Origin of the sequence: Rhizobium mongolense subsp. loessense (genome assembly GCF_900099775.1) — a bacterium.
In the GTDB taxonomy this organism is placed as follows: Bacteria; Pseudomonadota; Alphaproteobacteria; order Rhizobiales; family Rhizobiaceae; genus Rhizobium; species Rhizobium loessense.
The window spans coordinates 65,596-85,140 of sequence record NZ_FMTM01000013.1 but is presented as its reverse complement, the minus strand read 5'-3'; the positions used below and the strand labels follow the sequence as shown (position 1 = coordinate 85,140).

General features: G+C 59.9%; 18 protein-coding genes. All 18 read right to left on the bottom strand.

Annotated elements, in window-relative coordinates; genetic code table 11:
- Window position 1 precedes the first annotated feature (1 nt).
- Complete coding sequence (locus tag BLP23_RS28315; RefSeq protein ID WP_092588053.1) at window positions 2–1,609, bottom strand: putative PEP-binding protein; 1,608 nt, start codon at window positions 1,607–1,609, stop codon at window positions 2–4.
- Window positions 1,593–1,937 (bottom strand): HPr family phosphocarrier protein, encoded by a 345-nt coding sequence (locus tag BLP23_RS28310; protein ID WP_092588052.1) that lies wholly within the window; start codon window positions 1,935–1,937, stop codon window positions 1,593–1,595. The genes BLP23_RS28315 and BLP23_RS28310 overlap by 17 nt, the downstream gene beginning before the upstream one ends.
- Window positions 1,937–2,338: a dihydroxyacetone kinase phosphoryl donor subunit DhaM gene (dhaM, locus tag BLP23_RS28305; RefSeq protein ID WP_074071798.1), complete on the bottom strand. Its 402-nt coding sequence runs from the start codon at window positions 2,336–2,338 to the stop codon at window positions 1,937–1,939. Before dhaM ends, BLP23_RS28310 begins: the two co-directional genes overlap by 1 nt.
- Window positions 2,335–2,949: a dihydroxyacetone kinase subunit DhaL gene (dhaL, locus tag BLP23_RS28300; RefSeq protein WP_233426843.1), complete on the bottom strand. Its 615-nt coding sequence runs from the start codon at window positions 2,947–2,949 to the stop codon at window positions 2,335–2,337. Before dhaL ends, dhaM begins: the two co-directional genes overlap by 4 nt.
- A gap of 28 nt (window positions 2,950–2,977) precedes the next feature.
- A complete protein-coding gene (locus BLP23_RS28295) occupies window positions 2,978–4,633 on the bottom strand; it encodes a dihydroxyacetone kinase subunit DhaK (RefSeq protein ID WP_092588050.1) in 1,656 nt (551 codons plus the stop codon).
- A 52-nt stretch (window positions 4,634–4,685) separates the two neighbouring features.
- Complete coding sequence (locus BLP23_RS28290) at window positions 4,686–5,693, bottom strand: ABC transporter ATP-binding protein (protein ID WP_092588049.1); 1,008 nt, start codon at window positions 5,691–5,693, stop codon at window positions 4,686–4,688.
- Entirely contained in the window at window positions 5,686–6,783 is a 1,098-nt protein-coding gene (locus tag BLP23_RS28285; protein WP_092588048.1) for an ABC transporter ATP-binding protein, read from the bottom strand. The genes BLP23_RS28290 and BLP23_RS28285 overlap by 8 nt, the downstream gene beginning before the upstream one ends.
- 3 nt (window positions 6,784–6,786) lie before the next feature.
- The gene (locus tag BLP23_RS28280; protein WP_092588047.1) at window positions 6,787–6,999 is read right to left on the bottom strand and encodes a hypothetical protein; all 213 of its coding nucleotides are present in this window, start codon (window positions 6,997–6,999) and stop codon (window positions 6,787–6,789) included.
- Window positions 6,996–7,949, bottom strand: a complete 954-nt coding sequence (locus BLP23_RS28275) for a carbohydrate ABC transporter permease (RefSeq protein ID WP_092588046.1) — start codon at window positions 7,947–7,949, stop codon at window positions 6,996–6,998. The genes BLP23_RS28280 and BLP23_RS28275 overlap by 4 nt, the downstream gene beginning before the upstream one ends.
- Window positions 7,946–8,911 carry a carbohydrate ABC transporter permease gene (locus tag BLP23_RS28270; RefSeq protein WP_208603212.1) on the bottom strand — a complete coding sequence of 322 codons (966 nt, stop codon included), beginning with the start codon at window positions 8,909–8,911 and terminating at the stop codon, window positions 7,946–7,948. Before BLP23_RS28270 ends, BLP23_RS28275 begins: the two co-directional genes overlap by 4 nt.
- 101 nt (window positions 8,912–9,012) lie before the next feature.
- On the bottom strand, window positions 9,013–10,338 hold the full coding sequence (locus BLP23_RS28265; RefSeq protein WP_092588044.1) for an ABC transporter substrate-binding protein: 1,326 nt from the start codon (window positions 10,336–10,338) through the stop codon (window positions 9,013–9,015).
- A gap of 117 nt (window positions 10,339–10,455) precedes the next feature.
- Window positions 10,456–10,773: a transposase gene (locus BLP23_RS35400; RefSeq protein WP_407691814.1), complete on the bottom strand. Its 318-nt coding sequence runs from the start codon at window positions 10,771–10,773 to the stop codon at window positions 10,456–10,458.
- Between the two features lie 61 nt (window positions 10,774–10,834).
- Complete coding sequence (locus BLP23_RS28255) at window positions 10,835–11,947, bottom strand: ABC transporter permease (protein WP_092588043.1); 1,113 nt, start codon at window positions 11,945–11,947, stop codon at window positions 10,835–10,837.
- Window position 11,948: 1 nt separating this feature from the next.
- Window positions 11,949–13,097 carry an ABC transporter permease gene (locus tag BLP23_RS28250; protein WP_092588042.1) on the bottom strand — a complete coding sequence of 383 codons (1,149 nt, stop codon included), beginning with the start codon at window positions 13,095–13,097 and terminating at the stop codon, window positions 11,949–11,951.
- Complete coding sequence (locus BLP23_RS28245; protein ID WP_092588041.1) at window positions 13,094–14,836, bottom strand: ATP-binding cassette domain-containing protein; 1,743 nt, start codon at window positions 14,834–14,836, stop codon at window positions 13,094–13,096. Before BLP23_RS28245 ends, BLP23_RS28250 begins: the two co-directional genes overlap by 4 nt.
- Window positions 14,833–15,843 carry a secretion protein HlyD gene (gene hlyD / locus BLP23_RS28240; protein WP_092588040.1) on the bottom strand — a complete coding sequence of 337 codons (1,011 nt, stop codon included), beginning with the start codon at window positions 15,841–15,843 and terminating at the stop codon, window positions 14,833–14,835. The genes BLP23_RS28245 and hlyD overlap by 4 nt, the downstream gene beginning before the upstream one ends.
- Window positions 15,840–16,538: a CerR family C-terminal domain-containing protein gene (locus BLP23_RS28235; RefSeq protein WP_092588039.1), complete on the bottom strand. Its 699-nt coding sequence runs from the start codon at window positions 16,536–16,538 to the stop codon at window positions 15,840–15,842. The genes hlyD and BLP23_RS28235 overlap by 4 nt, the downstream gene beginning before the upstream one ends.
- A 312-nt stretch (window positions 16,539–16,850) precedes the next feature.
- Window positions 16,851–19,412 (bottom strand): GcvT family protein, encoded by a 2,562-nt coding sequence (locus BLP23_RS28230; RefSeq protein ID WP_092588038.1) that lies wholly within the window; start codon window positions 19,410–19,412, stop codon window positions 16,851–16,853.
- Window positions 19,413–19,545 lie beyond the last annotated feature (133 nt).

The following is a 19,545-nucleotide window of genomic DNA, read 5'->3' as shown; positions in this document are numbered from 1 at the left end:
TTTACTCTCCGGCTGCCTTTGTTCCATCGGTTCTTAATCCGACGATCGCCGATCTTATCGCGGGAAGCTGTACGGGCGCCACGGAAAAGTGCCGCAAGCCGATCGCAAGCAATCCCGGAAGCCATTGCGGATCGCCCGCGATGTTGCCGCAGATGCTGACAGGTTTACCGCCCTTTGCCGCAAGTTGCATCGCTCCTTCAAGAAAACGAAACAGCGCCGGTATGGTAGCGCTATCAAAGATCGTGGAGTTGGCGCCGTCGCGAGAGGAAGCGGCGAGGTGCTGTGTGAGGTCATTGGTCCCGAACGAAAAGAAATCCGCGGTTTCAAAGGTGTCTAGCATCAGTGCAGCGGCCGGCACTTCCACCATCATGCCGATCGGAGGGATAAGGTGAGGCATGCCGCGTTTGGCGAGCCGCACGGCTTCCTCGTGAAATATGCTTCGCATCTCGTCGATCTCTGAGGGTAAGGTCACCATTGGCAGCATCACGCGAAGATCGCCGTAGACTGCGGCACGCAGCAGGGCGCGTGTCTGAACGCGGGCAATTTCTGGGTGTGCGAGCAAAAGCCGGATGCCCCGCAGATCCGTCGCCGGTCCGTCAGGCGGCACATCGAGCCCGGCAAGCGGCTTGTCGCCGCCGATATCCAGCATGCGGACTATCACCGGCTTGCCTGCCGCCCATTTCAGGAGGTGACGATAGATGACAGTCTGCTTCTCTTCACTCGCCGCATCCGCGACCGACGAGACCGCAAATTCCGACCGCATCAATCCAATGCCTGCCGTCGTCACCGGCTCAACTGAGGCCAGTTCGGCCGGGTCGTTGACGTTGATCGACAGCACAATTCGCGTGCCATCGGCCGTGCAGACCTCGCCATTGTCACAAGGACTTGCATCCGTGAACCTGGAAATCGATTGCGGCGAAGCAGATTCGGCGCCTGCATCGTCGGCATGGACGGTGACGGCGCCGCTGTCGGCATCGACACGAATATAATCGCCTTCCGAAACGGCAAAAGGCCCAGCGTTGACGACCATCGGGATCGATTTCGCCCGTGCGAGCAGCGCGACGTGGCCGATGGCACTGCCATTGAAGAGCGCGATGCCTCCGCCCCCCGACCAATCATGTGCCAGGAAGCGGCTCGGCTCCATATCCCTGCCAACGAAGATCGAGCCGGCCGGAAAATCCGCGATGGGTGTTCCGGCCAATACACAGAGCACACGGTTCTTGATGTCAAGGATATCGACGGCGCGCGCCCGGACCTGCTCTTCGTCTGCCGTTTCCAATTCGCCGATGTAGTCGTCGAGCGTACCCGCCCATGCGAAGACGATATTTTCTCCGGCATTCATACGCGCTTCAGCCATCTCCGCTATCGTCGGGTCGCGAAGAACTTCGATCTGGAAATCGATGATGTCGCGGCTTTCGGCATCCGACCTCCCGGCAAGGGCTTCAAGCTCGCCGACCGATGAACCGATGGCGTCGATGAGCGCCTGATATCCTGAAGCGGACTGCGGTTGGGACGAAGGGGTGGGACCAGGCAGTCCCGCCAGATGCGCCGGTCCGTAGGCGACGCCGGAAGAAGCGCTCGTTGCTTTTAGCCTATCCTGTTCGGCCATGTTTCTTGTCCTCGTCGAAATTGCGTTCGACGAGTTCCTTCAATTCCTTGATTGCCTCTTCCGCCAGAATGCCGTCAGCTCTTATGCGCAGAACTGATCCCTTGCGGATTCTGGCGCTCATGATCTTGATAATGCTCTTGCCGTTCAGCCAGACATCGCTGCCATTCACCGCGACTTCGATCGAACATGGGAACGACTTTGCTAGCCGGGTGAATGTCACGGCCGGGCGCGCGTGCAGTCCAACGCCATGCTTGACTTCCACGTCCGTCTGGCAGCTGACATGCAATCGTTTGGCCTCCGTCGTCTCTATTCGCAATTCACTGCTCATCAGGGTGAGAGCTCCTCGGCTGTGGCGACGACTTTTGCGAGCGAAGCACCGCCGGAAGCTTCCGCCGCCGCGATGACGGCGCCTTCCACCAAAGGGGCGTTGCAGATCGCAACGAGCGCCGACCGCGGCGTGCCGAGCATCTCGATCGCCATCTCGCTGTTCGTTTCCGCCCCGCCGAGATCGACGAAGACGGCGACGCCTGCATTCGACCAGGCCGCTTCAATTGCCCGCAGGATGCCGCCGGCGTCGGTGCCGAGCTCTCCGCGAACATTGCCTCCCGACCAGGCGAGCGGGACGCAGTCACCCACCATCTGCCGCACCATGTCGGCAATACCTCGTGCGACCAGCGGCGAGTGGGAGACGATTACGATTCCGACGTTTGCGGTCGTTCCAGTCGTCATATTCGATGGTTCTCCCCGAAGTAATGGCAGATTGCCGTGGTCAAAAGCGCGCAGCTTGATGCCCCCGGATCAACATGCCCGATCGAACGATCGCCGAGATAAGACGCGCGGCCGCGCATGGCCTTCATGGCGGCGGTCAGATCGGCGGAGAGTTCGGCACGCCGCGCGACATCGATCAGCGTCGAAGATTGGGCAAGCGCATCCTGGACCGGATAGAGCACGTCGAGCAACGTCTTGTCGCCTGCATGCGAACGTCCGCGCCTTGCAACCGCATCGATCGCCTTTTTCAGCACGATCGGAAAATCGTCAATCCCGTCCCGGGCGCGCAGCTCCCGGCCGATTTCCATCAGCAGTGTCCCGTAAAGAGGACCCGCAGCACCGCCGACATTCATCACCAGAGTCATTCCTATCTTCTCCACGGCATCGGGGAAGGGGAGGTTAGAAAGGACAGCCCCTTGCGCGCTCACCGCCTCGAATCCGCGCTGCATGTTGCTGCCGTGGTCTCCATCGCCGATCGCGCAATCAAGCGCGCAAAGGTGATCGGTGTTTGCCGTGATGACCGCCCGGCAAGCTTCGATCAGTCCCAAAACAAGCACCGGTTCTGCCTGCACCTCGTATCCTCCCAACGGCGGCGAGCTTTTACGCCATGGCTGTCGCCGCAACGGCTGCGGCGACCTCGAATGCGCCCGCGACCGCCACCGCACCAGGATCCGGCACGCCTTCCAGATCCTTCTCTCCGACATACGAGGCGCGTCCGGCCTTTGCCTTCTTCATCGCCTTCGTCGACTCCGCACCTGCCATGGCCGCCTTCGCGGCCGCCGCGACGCTGCCGGAGGTGAGGGCTGCGAGCGCCGGGGCCAGCGCATCGACCATCGTGCGGTCGCCGATCCCGGCCCCACCATAGAACGTCATCCGATCGAGCCCGGCAAGTAAGGCCGCGGCAATATCGGCTTTTACCGCCATGGCCTTGGCTGCGGCGGTAAAGAAGATCGACAGCAGAACGCCGCTCGAGCCCCCCATGCTGATACTGAGAATGTCGCCGACCGAAGCCAGGGTGGCGGCGGGCTCCTTGAGCGGCAAAGTGTCGATGCGGGCAAGCACGCTGCGAGCGCCGGTTGCGACCGTGGAGCCAGTGTCTCCGTCGCCAACGCGGCCGTCCAAACGGTTGAGCTCGCTTTCGAGAGAGATCAGGTGCTCGCAGAGTGCTGTTATCAGGCGATGGCTCGCGTCGTCGTCGCTGGCCACGGCTGTTCCATTCGGATTGGCACCCGTTTGGGGAGCCGCAATGACCTTGATCCCATGATGTTTGACTGCAGGTACCCAGGCATGGGGTTCGACCGGCGCCGTCAAAGCCGCCTCGCGGGTGTCATCCAACCGGATCAGCGAGAGCGAGAAACCGTTCATGTTGAGCGCCGTCATCATTGGCGCCGGCCCGATAGTCAATTTGACGCAGCGTGCGAAGGGGCAAGACAGGACGGTATTGGCGATCACGCCCATTTCGAGGGGCGGGACGGCGCCAAGATTGTTGATGAGCAGGGCGTGGCTTCGAGAAGCGTCCACCTTTGCGGCAAGCCGCTCGGTCATAGTGGCAACGATATCGGCGACCGGTTGGAGTGCGATACGTTCGGCGCCCGGTTCCCCATGGATACCAAGGCCAAGTTCGCCTTCCATCGCGCCAAGGCGGTCCTCATGCGACTGACCCGGTACATCGCAGGTCGAAAGCGACATCCCGAGCGAGACGATGTCGGTTGCTGCGGATGTGGCGTGTGCGGCGACCGTCTTCAGGTCCGATCCGATCTCGGCGTAATATCCGGCAATCTTGTGAACGAACAAGGTGCCGGCGACGCCGCGCGGTTGGTTGATATCCGGGATCGCGATGTCGTCCGCGACAATGACCATCTCAACGTCGAAACCTTCGGCGCGGGCCTTTTCGGCCGCGAGGCCGAAATTCAAGCGGTCGCCGGTGTAGTTCTTGACGATCAACAGGGCTCCCCTGGGTCCGGTAACGGCGCGGATCGCCGTCAGGACCGCGTCGACGCTTGGCGAAGCAAAGATCTCGCCGGATACCGCTGCCGTTAGCATGCCCTTGCCGACGAATCCGGCGTGCGAAGGCTCATGTCCCGCACCACCGCCTGAAATGATTGCCACTTTCGAATGGTCCCAGTCCGCGCGCAATATCACCTTGATTTCAGGGAATGTGTCCAGACGGACAAGGCGGCTCGGGCCGCTTGTGCGCAGCAGGCCGTCCAGAGCTTCTGTGACGATGTCGTTCCGACGATTGAAGAAATGTTTCATTGATTGAGACCCGTCTGTTTTTTGTATGCCTGCTTCGGTTCAGTTTCTTCGTTCAAGCGAGCCGCTGTCCGCTCGCGTCGAAATAGAGCGGGTCGCGGAGTGTAAGGTTAATCCTGTCGCCCGGTCTGATTGAGAGATATGGATCGGCAAGGGTGACGAGCTTGTGATCACGGACACGGATATGCAAATGATTCTGGTCGCCCAGGTGCTCGATCCAGTCGACCTCTGCGTTTGCATCCTTGCCGACGATGATGTCGAGATGCTCAGTGCGTGCGCCGATTGTCTTCGTACCCTTGGGAGGACTTGCGCCAGGCAGTAGATCGGCAGGCAGCAGGTTGATATGCGGTTGTCCCAGACGGGCCGCAACATGAAGGCTGGCGGGATTGCCGTAGATTTCCCGAGGCGTGCCGACCTGCAGGAGCCTGCCTTCCGCGACAATGCCGATGCGGTCCGCCATCGTCATGGCCTCCACCTGGTCGTGGGTCACATAGAGCATTGTCGAGCCCAGGTCCTTCTGGATGCGCTTGAGTTCCAGCCGAAGCTCCGCCCGAAGCTTGGCGTCGAGAGACGAAAGCGGTTCGTCCATGAGGTAGATCGAGGGTTCGCGCACCAGCGCCCGCCCGATTGCGACGCGCTGCATCTCTCCGCCGGAAAGGCGGGTCGAGCGGTTTTCCAACTTATGGTCGATCCTCACCATCTGCGCAATCTTGCGAACGCGCCGATCGATCTCGTCGTTGCTCAACTTTCGAACCGGCGCCCTAAGAGGAAAGGCAAGGTTTTCGTAAACCGTCATATGCGGATAAAGCGAATATTGCTGGAACACGAAAGCCACGTCGCGCTCGGCCGGCGATTGGCCAGCGACGTTGCGGCTGCCGATCTCGATACGGCCGCTGTCGGGCCGCTCTAGGCCGGCGATCAGGCGAAGCGTCGTCGTCTTGCCGGCCCCAGTCGGCCCCAGCAGCACGACGAATTCGCCATCGCGGATCGAAAGATCGAGCTTGCTGAGCGCCTGCGTGTCGCCGAAACGCATGTTGAGGTCTTTGAGAACGACATCAGCCATGCCGGACCTCCGAATAGACCGATGAAGCGACCGCACGGCCCGACTGGCAGTCGAAGAGCGCAAGATTGACAGGGTTGAATTCGAGACCAACCGTTTCGCCAATGCGAAAGTTACGGTTTGCCGGAACGCGGGCTTTGATCAATCCGCTGCGGGTTTCGATCGCCACGATCTGATTTGTTCCAAGATACTCGCTGCCATAGACGGCGCCGCGCAGGGCCGAGGCATCGCTGAAGCGGATGTGCTCCGGCCGCACGCCAAGCGCCAGCTCGCCTACCCGCAAGTCCTGGTGAACCTCGGGAACGGCGACATCGACGCCATCAATTGAGATGGATCGGTCTCCCTTCTGAAGGCCGGAGGTAAAGCGCATGAAGTTCATCGGCGGAGAGCCGATGAAGTCCGCGACATACATGGTCGCAGGCTTGCTGTAGATTTCCTGCGGCGTCCCGAACTGCTCTATGACACCATGGTTCATGACGGCGATCTTGTCGGCCATCGCCATCGCCTCATGCTGATCGTGCGTGACGTAAACCGTCGTCGCGTGGATGCGGTTGTGCAATTCGCGCAGCTCATGAACCATGACCTCGCGGAACTCCGCATCGAGTGTGCCGAGCGGTTCGTCCATCAAGAAGCATTTCGGGCGCCGAACGATAGCGCGGCCGAGCGCCACGCGCTGGCGGTCGCCACCGGCAAGCCCGGAGACGGACCTGTCGAGAATATGGTCGATCTGTAGCAGTCGGGCGGTCTCCTGGACGCATTCACGTATTTCCGCTTTCGGCATCCCTTGAGACAGCAACGGAAAGCCGATGTTCTTGCGCACATTCATGTGCGGATAGAGCGCAAAGAGCTGGAAGACAAAGGCAATGTCGCGGGCGCTGGCGCGATTGAAGGTGACGTTTTCGCCGTCGAGGTAGATCTTGCCGCTAGTCGGCAGTTCCAGGCCGGCGATCATGCGAAGGGTGGTGGTCTTGCCGCAGCCCGATGGCCCGAGCAGGGCGAGAAACTCGCCATCATGAACGACGAAGCTCGAGCTTTCGACCGCAGCGAAGCTGCCGAACTGCTTGCAGACATTTTCTACTCTGATCTCCGCCATGGTTCACTCCGCAAATTTCGAGACGATGATGAACATCGCTGTTCCTATAAGCAGTGTGACCAGCGAGTAGGTGTAGAGCACCAGCAGGAAGGGTTGGAACAGCATCAGGAAACCTGCCGCAATCACCACCGTTGCGATGTTTTCCATCGGACCGCGTCGTAGGAAAAAAGGCCGTTTCGGACGGGCAGGGCGGGGCGTTTCGATCAGGTGCGTCATTTGCGGACCGCTCCGAAGGTGATGCCGCGCAGCAGCTGCTTGCGCAGGAGAATGGTGAAGACCAGGATCGGGATCAGGAAGATGGTGGTTCCCGCTGCAACGGCCGGCCAGTCCTGCCCGCCTTCGCCGATGATAGTCGGGATGAATGGCGGTGCAGTCTGCGCGCTGCCCGATGTCAGAAGTGCGGCGAAGGCATATTCGTTCCAGGCGAAGATCAGGCAGAAGATGGCGGTTGCAGCGATGCCGGTCGTTGCCTGCGGCAGCACGACCTTTCGGAAGGCCTGCAGCCGGGTGTAGCCGTCGATCATCGCGGCCTCCTCGTATTCACGCGGGATCTCGTCGATGAAGCCTTTGAGCAGCCAGACGGCGAGCGACACATTGACCGCCGTGTAAAGCAGGATCATCCCCAATGCCGTGTCGGACAGCCCAAGCTCCCGGTACATCAGGTAGATCGGGATCGCGACGGCAATCGGCGGCATCATGCGCGTCGACAGGATGAAGAACAAAAGATCGTCGGCGAGCGGCATCTGGAAGCGCGAGAAGCCGTAGGCTGCCATAGTGCCGAGCAAGACGGCGAGAAAAGTAGATCCGAACGCGATCACCAGTGAATTGACGAAGCGCGGCAAGAAATTCGAGGGGCCGGCGATCACCATGTTGCGCTTGCGGGTCACCTCATCGCAGGTGCCCGTCGGCTCGGGCAAGGAAGCAATGTATTCAGGCGTCTGCCGCGTTCTCGTGGTCAGAAGATTGCAATAGCCTTCAAGCGACGGTGTGAAGACGATCTTCGGCGGGTAGCTGATGGAATCAGGCGGCGACTTGATGCTGGTCAGGAAAATCCAGACCAGCGGTATTAGAGTGATCAGCGCGTAGAGGATCACGACTGCGCCGGCGATCCGCTTGCTGGTGAAGCTCGGCTCAACGACCGAATGGGCGGAGTTCGCGGAGCTCATCGTTGCTTTACCTTGTTGAGAGCCTTGACGTAGATGTTGGCGAGACCGAACACGGCGACAAAGAGAACGATAGCGAAGGCGGAAGCACGGCCGGTGGCCCAGCTCTCGAAGGCCGCGCGCTTTAGCGTGATCGAGGCGACCTCTGTGACGGAGCCTGGTCCGCCGCCGGTCAAAAGCGTTACCATGTCGAACATCTTGAAGTTCTCGATGCCGCGGAAGAGGACGGCGAGCATGATGAAAGGCAGCGCCATCGGCACCGTGATCGACCAGAACTGACGCCATGCCGAGGCACGGTCGACCTCCGCGGCCTCGTAGATATAGTCCGGGATCGAGCGCAGGCCGGCGAGGCAGATCAGCATCACGTAGGGCGTCCACATCCAGGTGTCGACGATGATGATCGCCCAAGGCGCGAGCGAAACGTCGCCAAGCATCCGGATATCCGACGTCGGAATGCCGCTGAGCCAGGAGACCGCATAGGCGAAAAGGCCAATCTGCGGCTCGTAGAGGAAACGCCAGAAATTGCCGACGACAGCCGGAGACAGCATCATCGGGATCAGGATGACGGTCGTCCAGAAGGCATGGCCGCGAAATTTGCGGTCGATCAGGTAGGCGAGTGTGAAGCCGATAACGGTTTGCAGGACGATCGTCCAGAAGACGAAATGCGCTGTCGTCTGCATCGCCTGCCAGATGTCCGGATCGGTCAGGACGCGCTCGTAATTTCTCAAACCCACCCCTTCGACAGCGGCATTCGGCCGGTTGGCACGATAGTTCGTGAAGGAAAGATAGATTGCCCAGATGAGCGGAAAGATGTTGATCGCGAGCAAAAGGACGATGGCGGGCGCGATAAACAGCCATGCTATCGCTCGATCGGACAGGCCGCGGACGCGCCGGCCCACCGAAATCGGCGTTACCCTTGCAGTCGCATCCGCTGCCTTCTCGACGATGGAATTGGAGATGTTCAAGATGTCACCTGGTCTCTGCGTATGTGAGACATCATGCGGCCCGGTTCCTTTGCCGATCCGGGCCGCCGTCCAGACAAGAATTCCACGTGTCCAGCCGGACACTAGATCTTGCCGTCGTCCTCGAACACTTGGGTCCAATCCTTCACCAAGCCGTCGAGCGCTTCCTGCGCGGTCCCATTGCCGGCGACCACATAATTATGAACCCGCTTCTGCATGGCCTGGAGAAGCGACGCGTAGCTCGGTTCGGCCCAGAAATCCTTGACAATCGCCATGGAGTCCAGGAATGCCTGAGCGTAGGGCTGGCTGCCGGCGAAGCCGGGCGCGTTGACGACGGAATTCAAGCAGGAGAAGCCGCCCAGCTCCCACCACTTGGCCTGCACGTCAGGTTGTGCGAACCACTTGATGTACTCAAGCGCGGCATCCTTCTTGTCGGAATAGGAGACAACCGAGATACCTTGTCCGCCGAGTTGGGCAAAGTGCGCCTTTTCGGCAGGATTCGGGAAGAAGCCGATGCGATCGCCGCCGACTTTCTCGTCCTTGTAAAGGCCGGGCCAGGTAAAGGCGAAATTCATCTGCATGGCGACCTGGCCGGATTTGAAGGCATCCGCTGATTCGACCATGTAGACGTTTGAGCTGCCCGGCGGAGTGCAGCAATCAAACAGGGACTTGTAGAATTCAAGGCCCTTTACCGCGTCGGCAGAATTGACGAAGCCTTCCATCTCGTAGGGCTTCTTGGGATTGTCATATTGGAAGCCCCAGTCATAGAGGACGTTGGTCACGCCCATGGTAATGCCCTCCGAGCCCCGCTCGGTGTAGATCGAAGCGCCGTAGACGGTCTTTCCGTCGATCTCGCGCTTCTGGAAGAATTCGGCAATCTGCTTCAGCTGATCATAGGTCTTCGGCGCGGCGAGATCCGAGCCATATTTCTCCTTGAATTCCTTTTTCAGTTCCGGACGCTCGAACCAGTCTTTGCGGTAGGTCCAGCCGACCACGTCGCCCATGGCCGGAAGCGCCCAGTAGTTCGGGGTGTTTTTCGGCCACTCGGAGTAGCCCACGACTGTTGCCGGCACGAAGTCATCCATCTTGATGCCTTCTTTGTCGAAAAAGTCGTTGAGCTTGACGTAGTGTCCATTCTCCGCTGAGCCGCCGATCCATTGGCTGTCGCCGATAATCAGATCGCAGAGCTTGCCGTGAGAGTTGAGTTCATTGAGAAAGCGGTCGGCATAGCTCGTCCATGGCACGAACTCGAACTTCATCGTCGTGCCGGTCTTGGCCGTGAAGTCCTTTGACAGTTCCACGAGCGCGTTGGCTGGGTCCCAGGCGGCCCAGCACAGTGTCAGTTCATCGGCTGTTGCAAGATTGGGCAATGCCGACGACAGCATGAGCGCCGAGGCGAGCCCGAGAAGGGCTTTCGATTTCTTTTGCATAAGTTCCTCCCAGAACCAGGCCGGCTCCCACCGGCGTCGCAATTCACCCACTTCTAAGGAATGCTCACATGAACTTCCCAATGTTCATGTTTAGCAATGTGTTTAGTAAAATGTATTTTAGTAAACAATGCAAGCGACAAAATCGCGACAGTGCACATGCCTTGGCCCGTGCGCCGACCGAAGGTGTCGTAGCCGCGATAAGGGAAGTGCCGCAGGGGCAATGATCATCCTGAACCTCGCGGGAATACCCGGGCGTTCAGGCCGGGGAGGAAGGCGAGAGCGGCCTTGGGCCGCTTCCCTCTGGGATCTGACATATTCGGCGATCACCGAAAGCGGTGCGCCGCCACAGCTTGCCGCAAGGTAGGACGGCGACCACAAGACGCTCCTGTGGTAACGCCCGGTATTTCCGGGCGGCTCTCGCGCAGAAGGAGACATGCCTGACGGTCGGATATTCCACGGTTGCGCTCCCTGCGCGATCTGCAAGCGGGGGAAGATGTTAATCGAGCCTTCTGCGAAACAGCCACGAGGCTGCGCTTAAGGTTCCGGCAGCAATCACGCAAAGCGGCCATGTCTGGTGCCACACCTCCATGAGGGGAATGTCTTTGAGGAAGATGCCTTTTACAATCACCAGGAAGTAGCGCAGCGGGTTGATCAGTGTGACCGGCTGCAGCCAGTCGGGCATGTTCTCGATCGGCGTTGCGAAGCCGGAAAGAAGCATGGCCGGCACCATGAACAGGAACGCGCCGAGAATTGCCTGCTGCTGCGTCATCGATAAGGCGGAGATGAAGAGGCCTAGGCCGGCGACCGATGCGAGATAGAAGAGCGAACTGCCGTAAAGAAGCAGCAGCGAACCGCGCAGCGGCACCCCGAAGATGAAGATCGCCGCTAGGATATAGACCGTCATGTGAAAGAGCCCGATTATCATCGGCGGGACAAGCTTGCCGATCAGGATCTCATGGGTGCGAAGCGGCGAGACCATCAACTGGTCGAAGGTACCGAGCTCGCGTTCGCGAGCGATCGAAAGGGCGGTGACGATAAGCCCGATGAGCAGCGCTATGCTGGCGATCAGGTTCGGCACCATGAACCATTGGAAGATCAGGTTGGGATTGAACCAGTTGCGCGGGACTGTCGTGACGGAACGGGCATCTCCTCGGACACCTGCAGGCGTCTCAGCGGATAATGTCGCGACAATCTGCGTGATGTATCCCGAAACGATTTGCGATGCATTGGAGCGCCGGCCGTCAAGAATGACCTGTAGGTCGGCCGGCTCTCCCGCCTCGATCCTGCGTGAGAAATCGGCGCCTATTTCGATTGCGGCGGTTACCGTCTGGTGATCGATAGCATCCCGCACGCTGGCTGACGTGCCGGCGACGATCACCTTGCGGAATGTCGGCGAACCCTCGATGCGCCGCACGAGTTCTTGCCCCCAATAGCCGCTGTCGCGGCTGAGGAGCATCACGTCGACATTTCGAACCTCGAGCGTCGCCGCATAGGAAAAGACAAGGAGCTGCACGATCGGTGGACCGATCAGGATGGTACGGCCTCTCGGATCGCGGAGTACGGCCAGCAGTTCTTTGACAATAAGCGCTTTCAGACGCGTCCACCACATCTTAAGCAATCCTCTTTCTGGTGCTGCGTGCGGCGAGCAGGAAAAAGACAGAGCCGATCAGAAACATCACGAGGATTGCACGGAGGAACATAGGCCAGATATCGCCGGCCAGGAACACGGTCTGTAGGCTGGGGATCAGATAACGCGCCGGCACGATGAATGTGATCCATTGGATCACGGTCGGCATCGAATTGATCTCGAAGAGAAAACCGGACAGCAGGAAAGCGGGAAGGAAGGCCGTAATCAGCGCCAGCTGCGAGGCAAGGAACTGGTTCTTGGTGACCGCCGAAATCAGCAGGCCCTGCCCGAGCGCCGGCATGAGAAAAACGGCGGACAGGGCATAGAGCGCCAGGACGGAACCGCGAAACGGAACGCCAAACAGAAAGACGGCAAGCAGCACGCAAAGTGTCATCGATGTCAGGCCGAGCAGGAAATAGGGGAGTATCTTGCCGGCAAGCAACTCGGCGGCCGTCACCGGCGTTGCCATCATCGCTTCCATCGTGCCCCGCTCCCATTCGCGGGCAACGACCAGCGATGTCAAAAGCGTTCCAACCAGCGTCATGACGATTGCGATGGAACCTGGCACCAGAAATGACCGGCTGGTCAGCTCCGGATTGAACCAGAAGCGTTGCTCCGCGGAAATCGGCGGCCCGCCTGCGGCAATTTCGGACTGTTGCTGGAGCCGCCAGTTTGCCACGGCGCCCTGGACATAGTTCTGCACGAAATTGGCGGTGTTGGGATCGGAACCGTCGACGATCACCTGGACCTGCGGCCGACTGCCTGCTGCGTAATTCCGGGTGAAATCCGCCGGGATGACAATGATGCCGCGGATGCGGGAACGCACCAGGTCTTCTGCGAAGAGCCGTCTGTCGCGGCCGGTGGTCACGGAAAAATAGCGGGATGCCTGGAAGCTTGCCGCAAGATCATTCGTCAGCGGTGTTGTTTCTTCGATGACCAATCCGACCCGCGTCCGCGTCGTGTCTAGCGAAACGCCGTAACCAAATAGAAAGAGCAGGATCAGCGGCAGCACAAATGCAATCAGAATGCTGCTCGGATCACGAATGACCTGAAGGCTTTCCTTGCGAACCAATGCTGCAAAACGGCGGGTTCGGCCGGAGCGGGACACTGGTGCGGGGGCAGGGAGCGTCATGCCGCAATCCTCTCCTGCGAGGCTTGAACAAGCGCGATAAACGCGTCCTCCATCGTCGGATCGGGGTTGTCGGCATTTGAGGAACGGGCCTTCAGCTCATCTGGCGTACCGAGTGCGATAGAACGGCCCCGATAGATCAGCGAAATGCGGTCGCAATATTCGGCCTCGTCCATGAAATGCGTAGTGACGAGGACGGTGACGCCCTTTTCTACGAGCCCGTTGATATGTGTCCAGAATTCGCGGCGCGTAATCGGATCTACGCCCGAGGTGGGTTCGTCGAGAAAGAGCGCCTCAGGTTCATGCATGACGGCGCAGGCAAGTGCCAGCCTCTGCTTCAGCCCGAGCGGCAGGTCCTTAGCGGACATCGCAAGACGCGATTGAAGATCGAAGATCGAGGTCATCAGCTGCGTGCGCTCGCGCTTGCGCTGGCCGCTCAGTCCATAGACGCCGGCAAAGAAATCGAGATTCTGCGCGACGCTGAGATCGCCATAAAGCGAGAATTTCTGCGCCATGTAGCCGAGGCGGTTGCGTGCCTGTGCCGCATCGCGGCGCAGGTCGAAGCCAGCCACCCGGCCTTCGCCGCTCGTCGGCTTCAAAAGTCCGCACAGCATCTTGAAAGTCGTTGATTTGCCCGCACCGTTCGGTCCGAGCAGCCCGAATATCTGGCCGCGGGGAATATCGAACGTAATGTCGTCGGCTGCTGTGAAGTCGCCGAAGCGTTTGGTGAGACCTCTCGCTACGATCACCGGCTTGTCGTCCTTGCCCGTCAGAGGCTGCTGCGCCTCCGCAAGCCTCGAGCGACCACCTGGACCTCCGCCCAGCAGGTCGACGAAAGCATCTTCGAAACGCGGTTCTGCGGGGCTAACTTTTGCGATACTGGCTGCGGCAAACATGCCATCGTGGCCCGTCGCGGTTACCAGCCGGATCGCTTCACCCTGGATAACACCGTCGATAACGCCGTCCTCGTCGAGAAGCTTCGCAAGCAGCTGACGGCGCCGACCCGAAACACCGGTCATCCGAAAGACACGGTCTTTGACCTGGCCCGTCAGATCCTTCGGTTCACCGGAGAAAAGCAGCTTGCCCTCATTCATCAGCAGGACGCGATCGCAGGCCTCGGCCTCGTCGAGGTAGGCCGTCGACCAGACGACGCCGATGCCTTCCCCTGTCAAATTCTCGACCATCTTCCAAAGGTCGCGCCGGGAAATCGGATCGACACCCACACCGGGCTCATCAAGGAGCAAAAGGCGGGGTTTCTTCAAAAGTGCGCAAGCAAGGCCGAGCTTCTGCTTCATGCCACCCGAGAGCTTTCCAGCAAGACGGCCTGTGAAGCGTTTCAGGTCCGTGAAGGCCAGAAGTTCATCGAAGGTCGCTGCCCGTTCACTTTTTGGCAGCCCGCGAAGGTCGGCGTAGAGATCGAGATTTTCCTGGACCGACAAATCCTCATAAAGCCCGAAGCGCTGGGGCATGTAGCCGATTGAAGCTTGGATGGCAGCCGATCCGTCGCGCGTTTCGAAGCCCAGCACCTTGACCGTGCCTCCTTCCGGAAGCATGAGACCGGTCATCAGGCGGATAAGCGTGGTCTTGCCTGCTCCGTCAGGCCCGACGAGCCCGGTGATCTCGCCGCCGCGGATCGAGGCCGAAATTGCATCAAGTGCCGGTTTTGCCTCGCCGAACCGCTTCGTCACGTCCTTCAGGTGTACGAGCTCGGCGATATCGCGAGGTCTTTCTGCGGCGCTCATTTTTTCGCTGCCTGCAATGATGGAAGGCGCAGCGTCACCGGCATGCCCTGGCGAAGATCCGGCCCGGGTTTTTCGATGACGACGCGCAGACGATAGACGAGGTCGGTGCGAAGTTCCGGCGTCTCGACAGATTTTGGCGTGAATTCCGCAACCGGAGAAATGAAGCCGATCCTGCCCTCATAGGCCTGATCCGGTTTGGTATCGGACGTGACCTTGACCTTCATGCCCGGATGAATCCGTCCGAGTTCCACTTCTGCGACATAACTGCGGACCCATACAGGCTCGGTCAGCGATAGCACATAGACGGCATCGGCGGGCGATACGATTGCACCGGGCTCCTTGATCCGCGACAGGATGATGCCGTCGTTGGGCGCCCGAAGCTCCGTATCGCCAAGCGATGTCCGCGCCGTTGCAAGGGTTGCTTCGGCCGCTTTCAACTGCGCTGCCGCAGCTGCGATATCTTCGGCGCGGCTGCCTTCCTTCAACAAAACGAGCGCCTGATTTGCCGATTCCGCACGTGCCGCAGCCATTGCTCTTGCAGCCGTCGCCTGATCGAGACCCGCCTGAGAAACTGTACCCTGCGGCCGCAGCTGCCGGGCGCGGTCGTAAGCAAGATTGGCGTTTCTCAGGTCAGCAAGGCTTTCATTGTAAGATGCGCTTGCCTGCGCGATCTCTGCGGGCCGCGGACCGGCCCTGAGCTTGTCGAGTGTGGCACGCAGCGCAGCGACGGTTGCCTCTGCCGAACGGACCGCATAATCGTAAGGTTCATTGTCCAGTCGCGCCAGAACAACACCGCGCTTGACGGCATCACCCTCATCGACGCGTGCTTCTTCGAGCCGGCCGCTCACCCGGAAAGCGAGCGAAACTTGGCGGATATCGACATTTCCGTAGAGTGTGAACTCCTTTGCCTCTTGCGGCGCCCAGCCGAGCCTCGACGGCACGTCGTACCACCAGCCGGCTGCGGCTGCGCCGGCGAGAAGGATCGCAGCCGGAATGATCTTGTTCATTCTGTTTCTCCTTTCGCCGGTTCGAGCAGCGCGACAAGGTTGCGCGCGTGAGCCTGCAGCGTTGCGATCTGCTCTTCACCGATGGAATCCCATTCCATCTGCGCGAGCACTGCGGCGTTCGCCATCCGGAATACCAGAAGGCTGCCCACGAAGGAGAGGGTCCGCAAACGCACGTTCTCGGAGGCGGGATCGTCCTTCAAAATCGCCCCGATCAGCCGCCGTGCCATGTTGATCATCGGTCCCATGATGCCAGCATAGACCCTTTGGAAAGCCGCCGTCGGCTCCAGCTGCTCGCGGATGATGAAGCGGGCCCAGGCCTCCGACTCCTTGCTGACGAAAAGAACGACCATTGTTTCGACGATCTCCGTCAGAAACAGCCGTGCCTGCGACGCATTCAACGGCGTGTTCGTTTCATCGATTTCCGCAAGATGGCGGCCGACGCGATGGCGGATGCCGGCGACATGTCCGGCGACAATTCCCGCGAGGTATTCGGCGGTTGCGAGATAAAGTCCTTCCTTGCTGCCGAAGTAATAGGGGATGGCTTGTAGGTTGACGCCTGCCGTGTCGGCAAGCTTGCGCGTACTGGCGCCGTCAAAGCCGTATCGGCCAAATACGTCAAGTGCCGCCGCAAGCAGCCTCTCGCGGGTAATCTCGCTTCGGGATGCCTCGGCGTTTTTGGTGCCGGTTTCGTTCATGAGGGCTACTATATGGCGTTTTCAAGTATAAGTCAATCGAATGAATTACATCGGTATGAGTGATAGCACAGGCCGCGACGCGCCGTTTCCCCGGCTTTTCTTTTCTGGCGGCGGGCGCGGATCGTATACTTGAGCCCGACAATCATAGCGTCTGTGGTGCTGGTGCCGACGATTTCCGCCCGTTTGCACCCGAGATTATCAGCCTCGTTGTTTGTGCTTTAGCGCAGCGACCGCGCTGTGCTGGCGTGCGCACGTAGCGCCCGTCCGTCATGGGACGAGGCAACGGGTTCGCTGAACCCGTTGTTCTTGATGTCAGCTCCGGGGCTTCGAGTTATCCGGATCGTAGAGCGGCTTGTAGCCGACGGCGACGACTTCGACGGGATAGGTCTCGCCGAAGTAATCGACCTCGAGCTCGCGGCCCACCTGGCAATAGGACCAGGGCAAAAAGGCCAGCGCGATGTTCTTGCCGATGGTCGGGCCATAGGCAATCGACGTCGTATAGGAGCGGCGGCCGAGTTCGTCGACCAGCGTTTCGCCCGTGGCCGGATCCATCACCGGCAGTGAGCCGACCGGGTAGCGGGCAACACCGCTCCTGTCGACATTGTCGGTCATCACCAGCGTGCAGAGCATGGCCGGCTGGTGCTCGCGAGCCTTGTATTCCAGATGCTTGGCCTTGCCGCGGAAGTCGGCTTCCTTGACCTTCGGACGGGCGAGGTCGGATTCGATGAGGTTGTACTGCGTAAGCAGGTCGGCGTTCTGCAGGCGCAGGCTCTTTTCCATGCGGCGGGAATTGGCATAAGTTTCCACGCCGAAGGCCATGACGCCGGTGGAGCGCAGCGCATCCCAGACAGAAAGGCCGTCCTCGTATTTCATGTGCAGTTCCCAGCCCTGTTCACCGACATAGGAAATGCGGAAGGCAGTGACGGACTTGCCGGCGATCTCGATCGGCTTGATTGCCGCGAAGGCGAAGTTTTCGGGATCAAGCCCGGCCGGATCGGCGACGACCTTTTTCAGCGTTGCACGCGCATTCGGACCCCAGATACCGATGGTGATGTACTTCTCTGCCACCTCGGTGACGGTAACGTTGAAGCCCTTGTCCACGGCGATGCGCTTCACGTAATGGAAATCGCGCGGGCCGGCATCGGCGCCGTCGATGACGCGGCAGCGGTCGGCCATGCGGATCACGGTCAGGTCGGCACGGACCATGCCTTCGTCATCGAGGAAGTGCGTGTAGATGCCCTTTCCGACGTTGGCATCACCGCCGATCTTGGCTGCGCAGATCCATTCCATCAGTTCGACATGGTCCGGACCTTCAACGTCGAACATGTAGAAGTGGCTGAGGTTGACGATACCGCAATCCTCGCTCATGGCGAGATGTTCAGCATTTGATACGCGCCAGAAGTGCCGGTTGTCCCACTCGTTTTCGCGAACCGGAACGCGGTCGCCATACTTTTCAAGCAGATGCTCGTTCGCCTTGTAGCCGTGCGCGCGTTCCCAGCCTCCAAGTTCCATGAAGTATCCGCCGAGCTCTACCTCGCGCTCGTAGAAAGGCGAGCGCTTGACGTTGCGTCCGGTGGCATAGGGCTCGCGCGGATGGATGGCGGGAAAGTAGATCTTCTGGGCAGCCTCGAATGTACGGCCCTCGATGAATTTTTCCTCGAGCTGGTGCGGATAAAAGCGCGCATAGTCGATACTGGCATGGTCGATCTCTGTGCGGCCGTCCGTCATCCAGTCGGCCATCAGCTTGCCGTAGCCGGGGCCGTCCTTGACCCAGATGGCGACGCAGTACCAGAGGCCGCGAACCTTCTGGCTTTCGCCGCAGGACGGGCCGCCAGCTGCAGAGACCTGCAGGAGGCCGTTGAAGGAATGGCCTTCATTGTATCCCAGTTCACCGAGGATCGGGGTGAGCTCCATGGCGCGCTCCAGCGGCTCGATGATTTGTTCCATTTCGAGGTCGCGTTGCGAGGGCGAGAGGCGAGCTTCATGCTTTTCCAGAATGTCGCGCGGATGGCAAAGGCGAGGATTAGTCGTTTCGTAATAGCCCCATTCGATCTGGCCGCCTTCGGTGGTCTTCGGGTCGCCGGTATCGCGCATGTAGGCGGAGTTGCCCTGGTCACGCAAAAGCGGAAAGCCGATTTCCTTGCCCGTGCCCTCGAACTCGTTGTAGGGGCCGAAGAAAGTCAGCGGATGGTCGACCGGCATGACCGGAAGGTCTTCGCCGACCATTTCGGCGATCAGGCGACCCCAGATCCCGGCACAGACGACGACATGATCGGCCATGATCGTGCCGCGATGAGTGACGACGCCTTTGATGCGGCCATTCTCGACGATCAGCGATTTGGCGGGTGTATTGCCGAAAACCTTGAGCTTGCCGGCCTTTTCGCCAGCATCGACCAACTTGCCGGCGACGGTCTGCGAGCGTGGAATGACGAGGCCGGCATCGGGATCGAACAAGCCTCCCTGAACCATGCTCTCCTCGATCAGCGGGAACTTCTCCTTGATCTCGGCCGGGCTGACGTAATATGCCCGGGTACCGAAGGCCTTGGCCGAGGTCAGCTTGCGCTTGATCTCTTCCATCCAGGTGTCGTCGCCGGTGCGTGCAACTTCCAAGCCGCCGATGCGGGCGTAGTGGCCCATTTTCTCGTAGAAATCGATGGAGTACTGCGTCGTCCAGACCGAGAGATAGTCGTGGCTGGTCGTGTAGCAGAAGTCGGAGGCGTGCGCCGTCGAGCCGATGTCGGTCGGGATGCCCGACTTATCGATGCCGACGATATCGTCCCAGCCTCGTTCGATCAGGTGATGCGCAATCGATGCGCCGACAATGCCGCCCAACCCAATGATTACGACTTTCGCTTTTTGTGGAAATTCTGCCATCACATGCACCCTCGAACTTTGTTGCGCCGAATCTATTACACGCAATGACGCGACTACAGTCGATCCACGACATAAAAATGTAGCGATCCGTCAAAAGCCTCGCCTGTTCAAGACATCTGGGGGCAGCCATTCT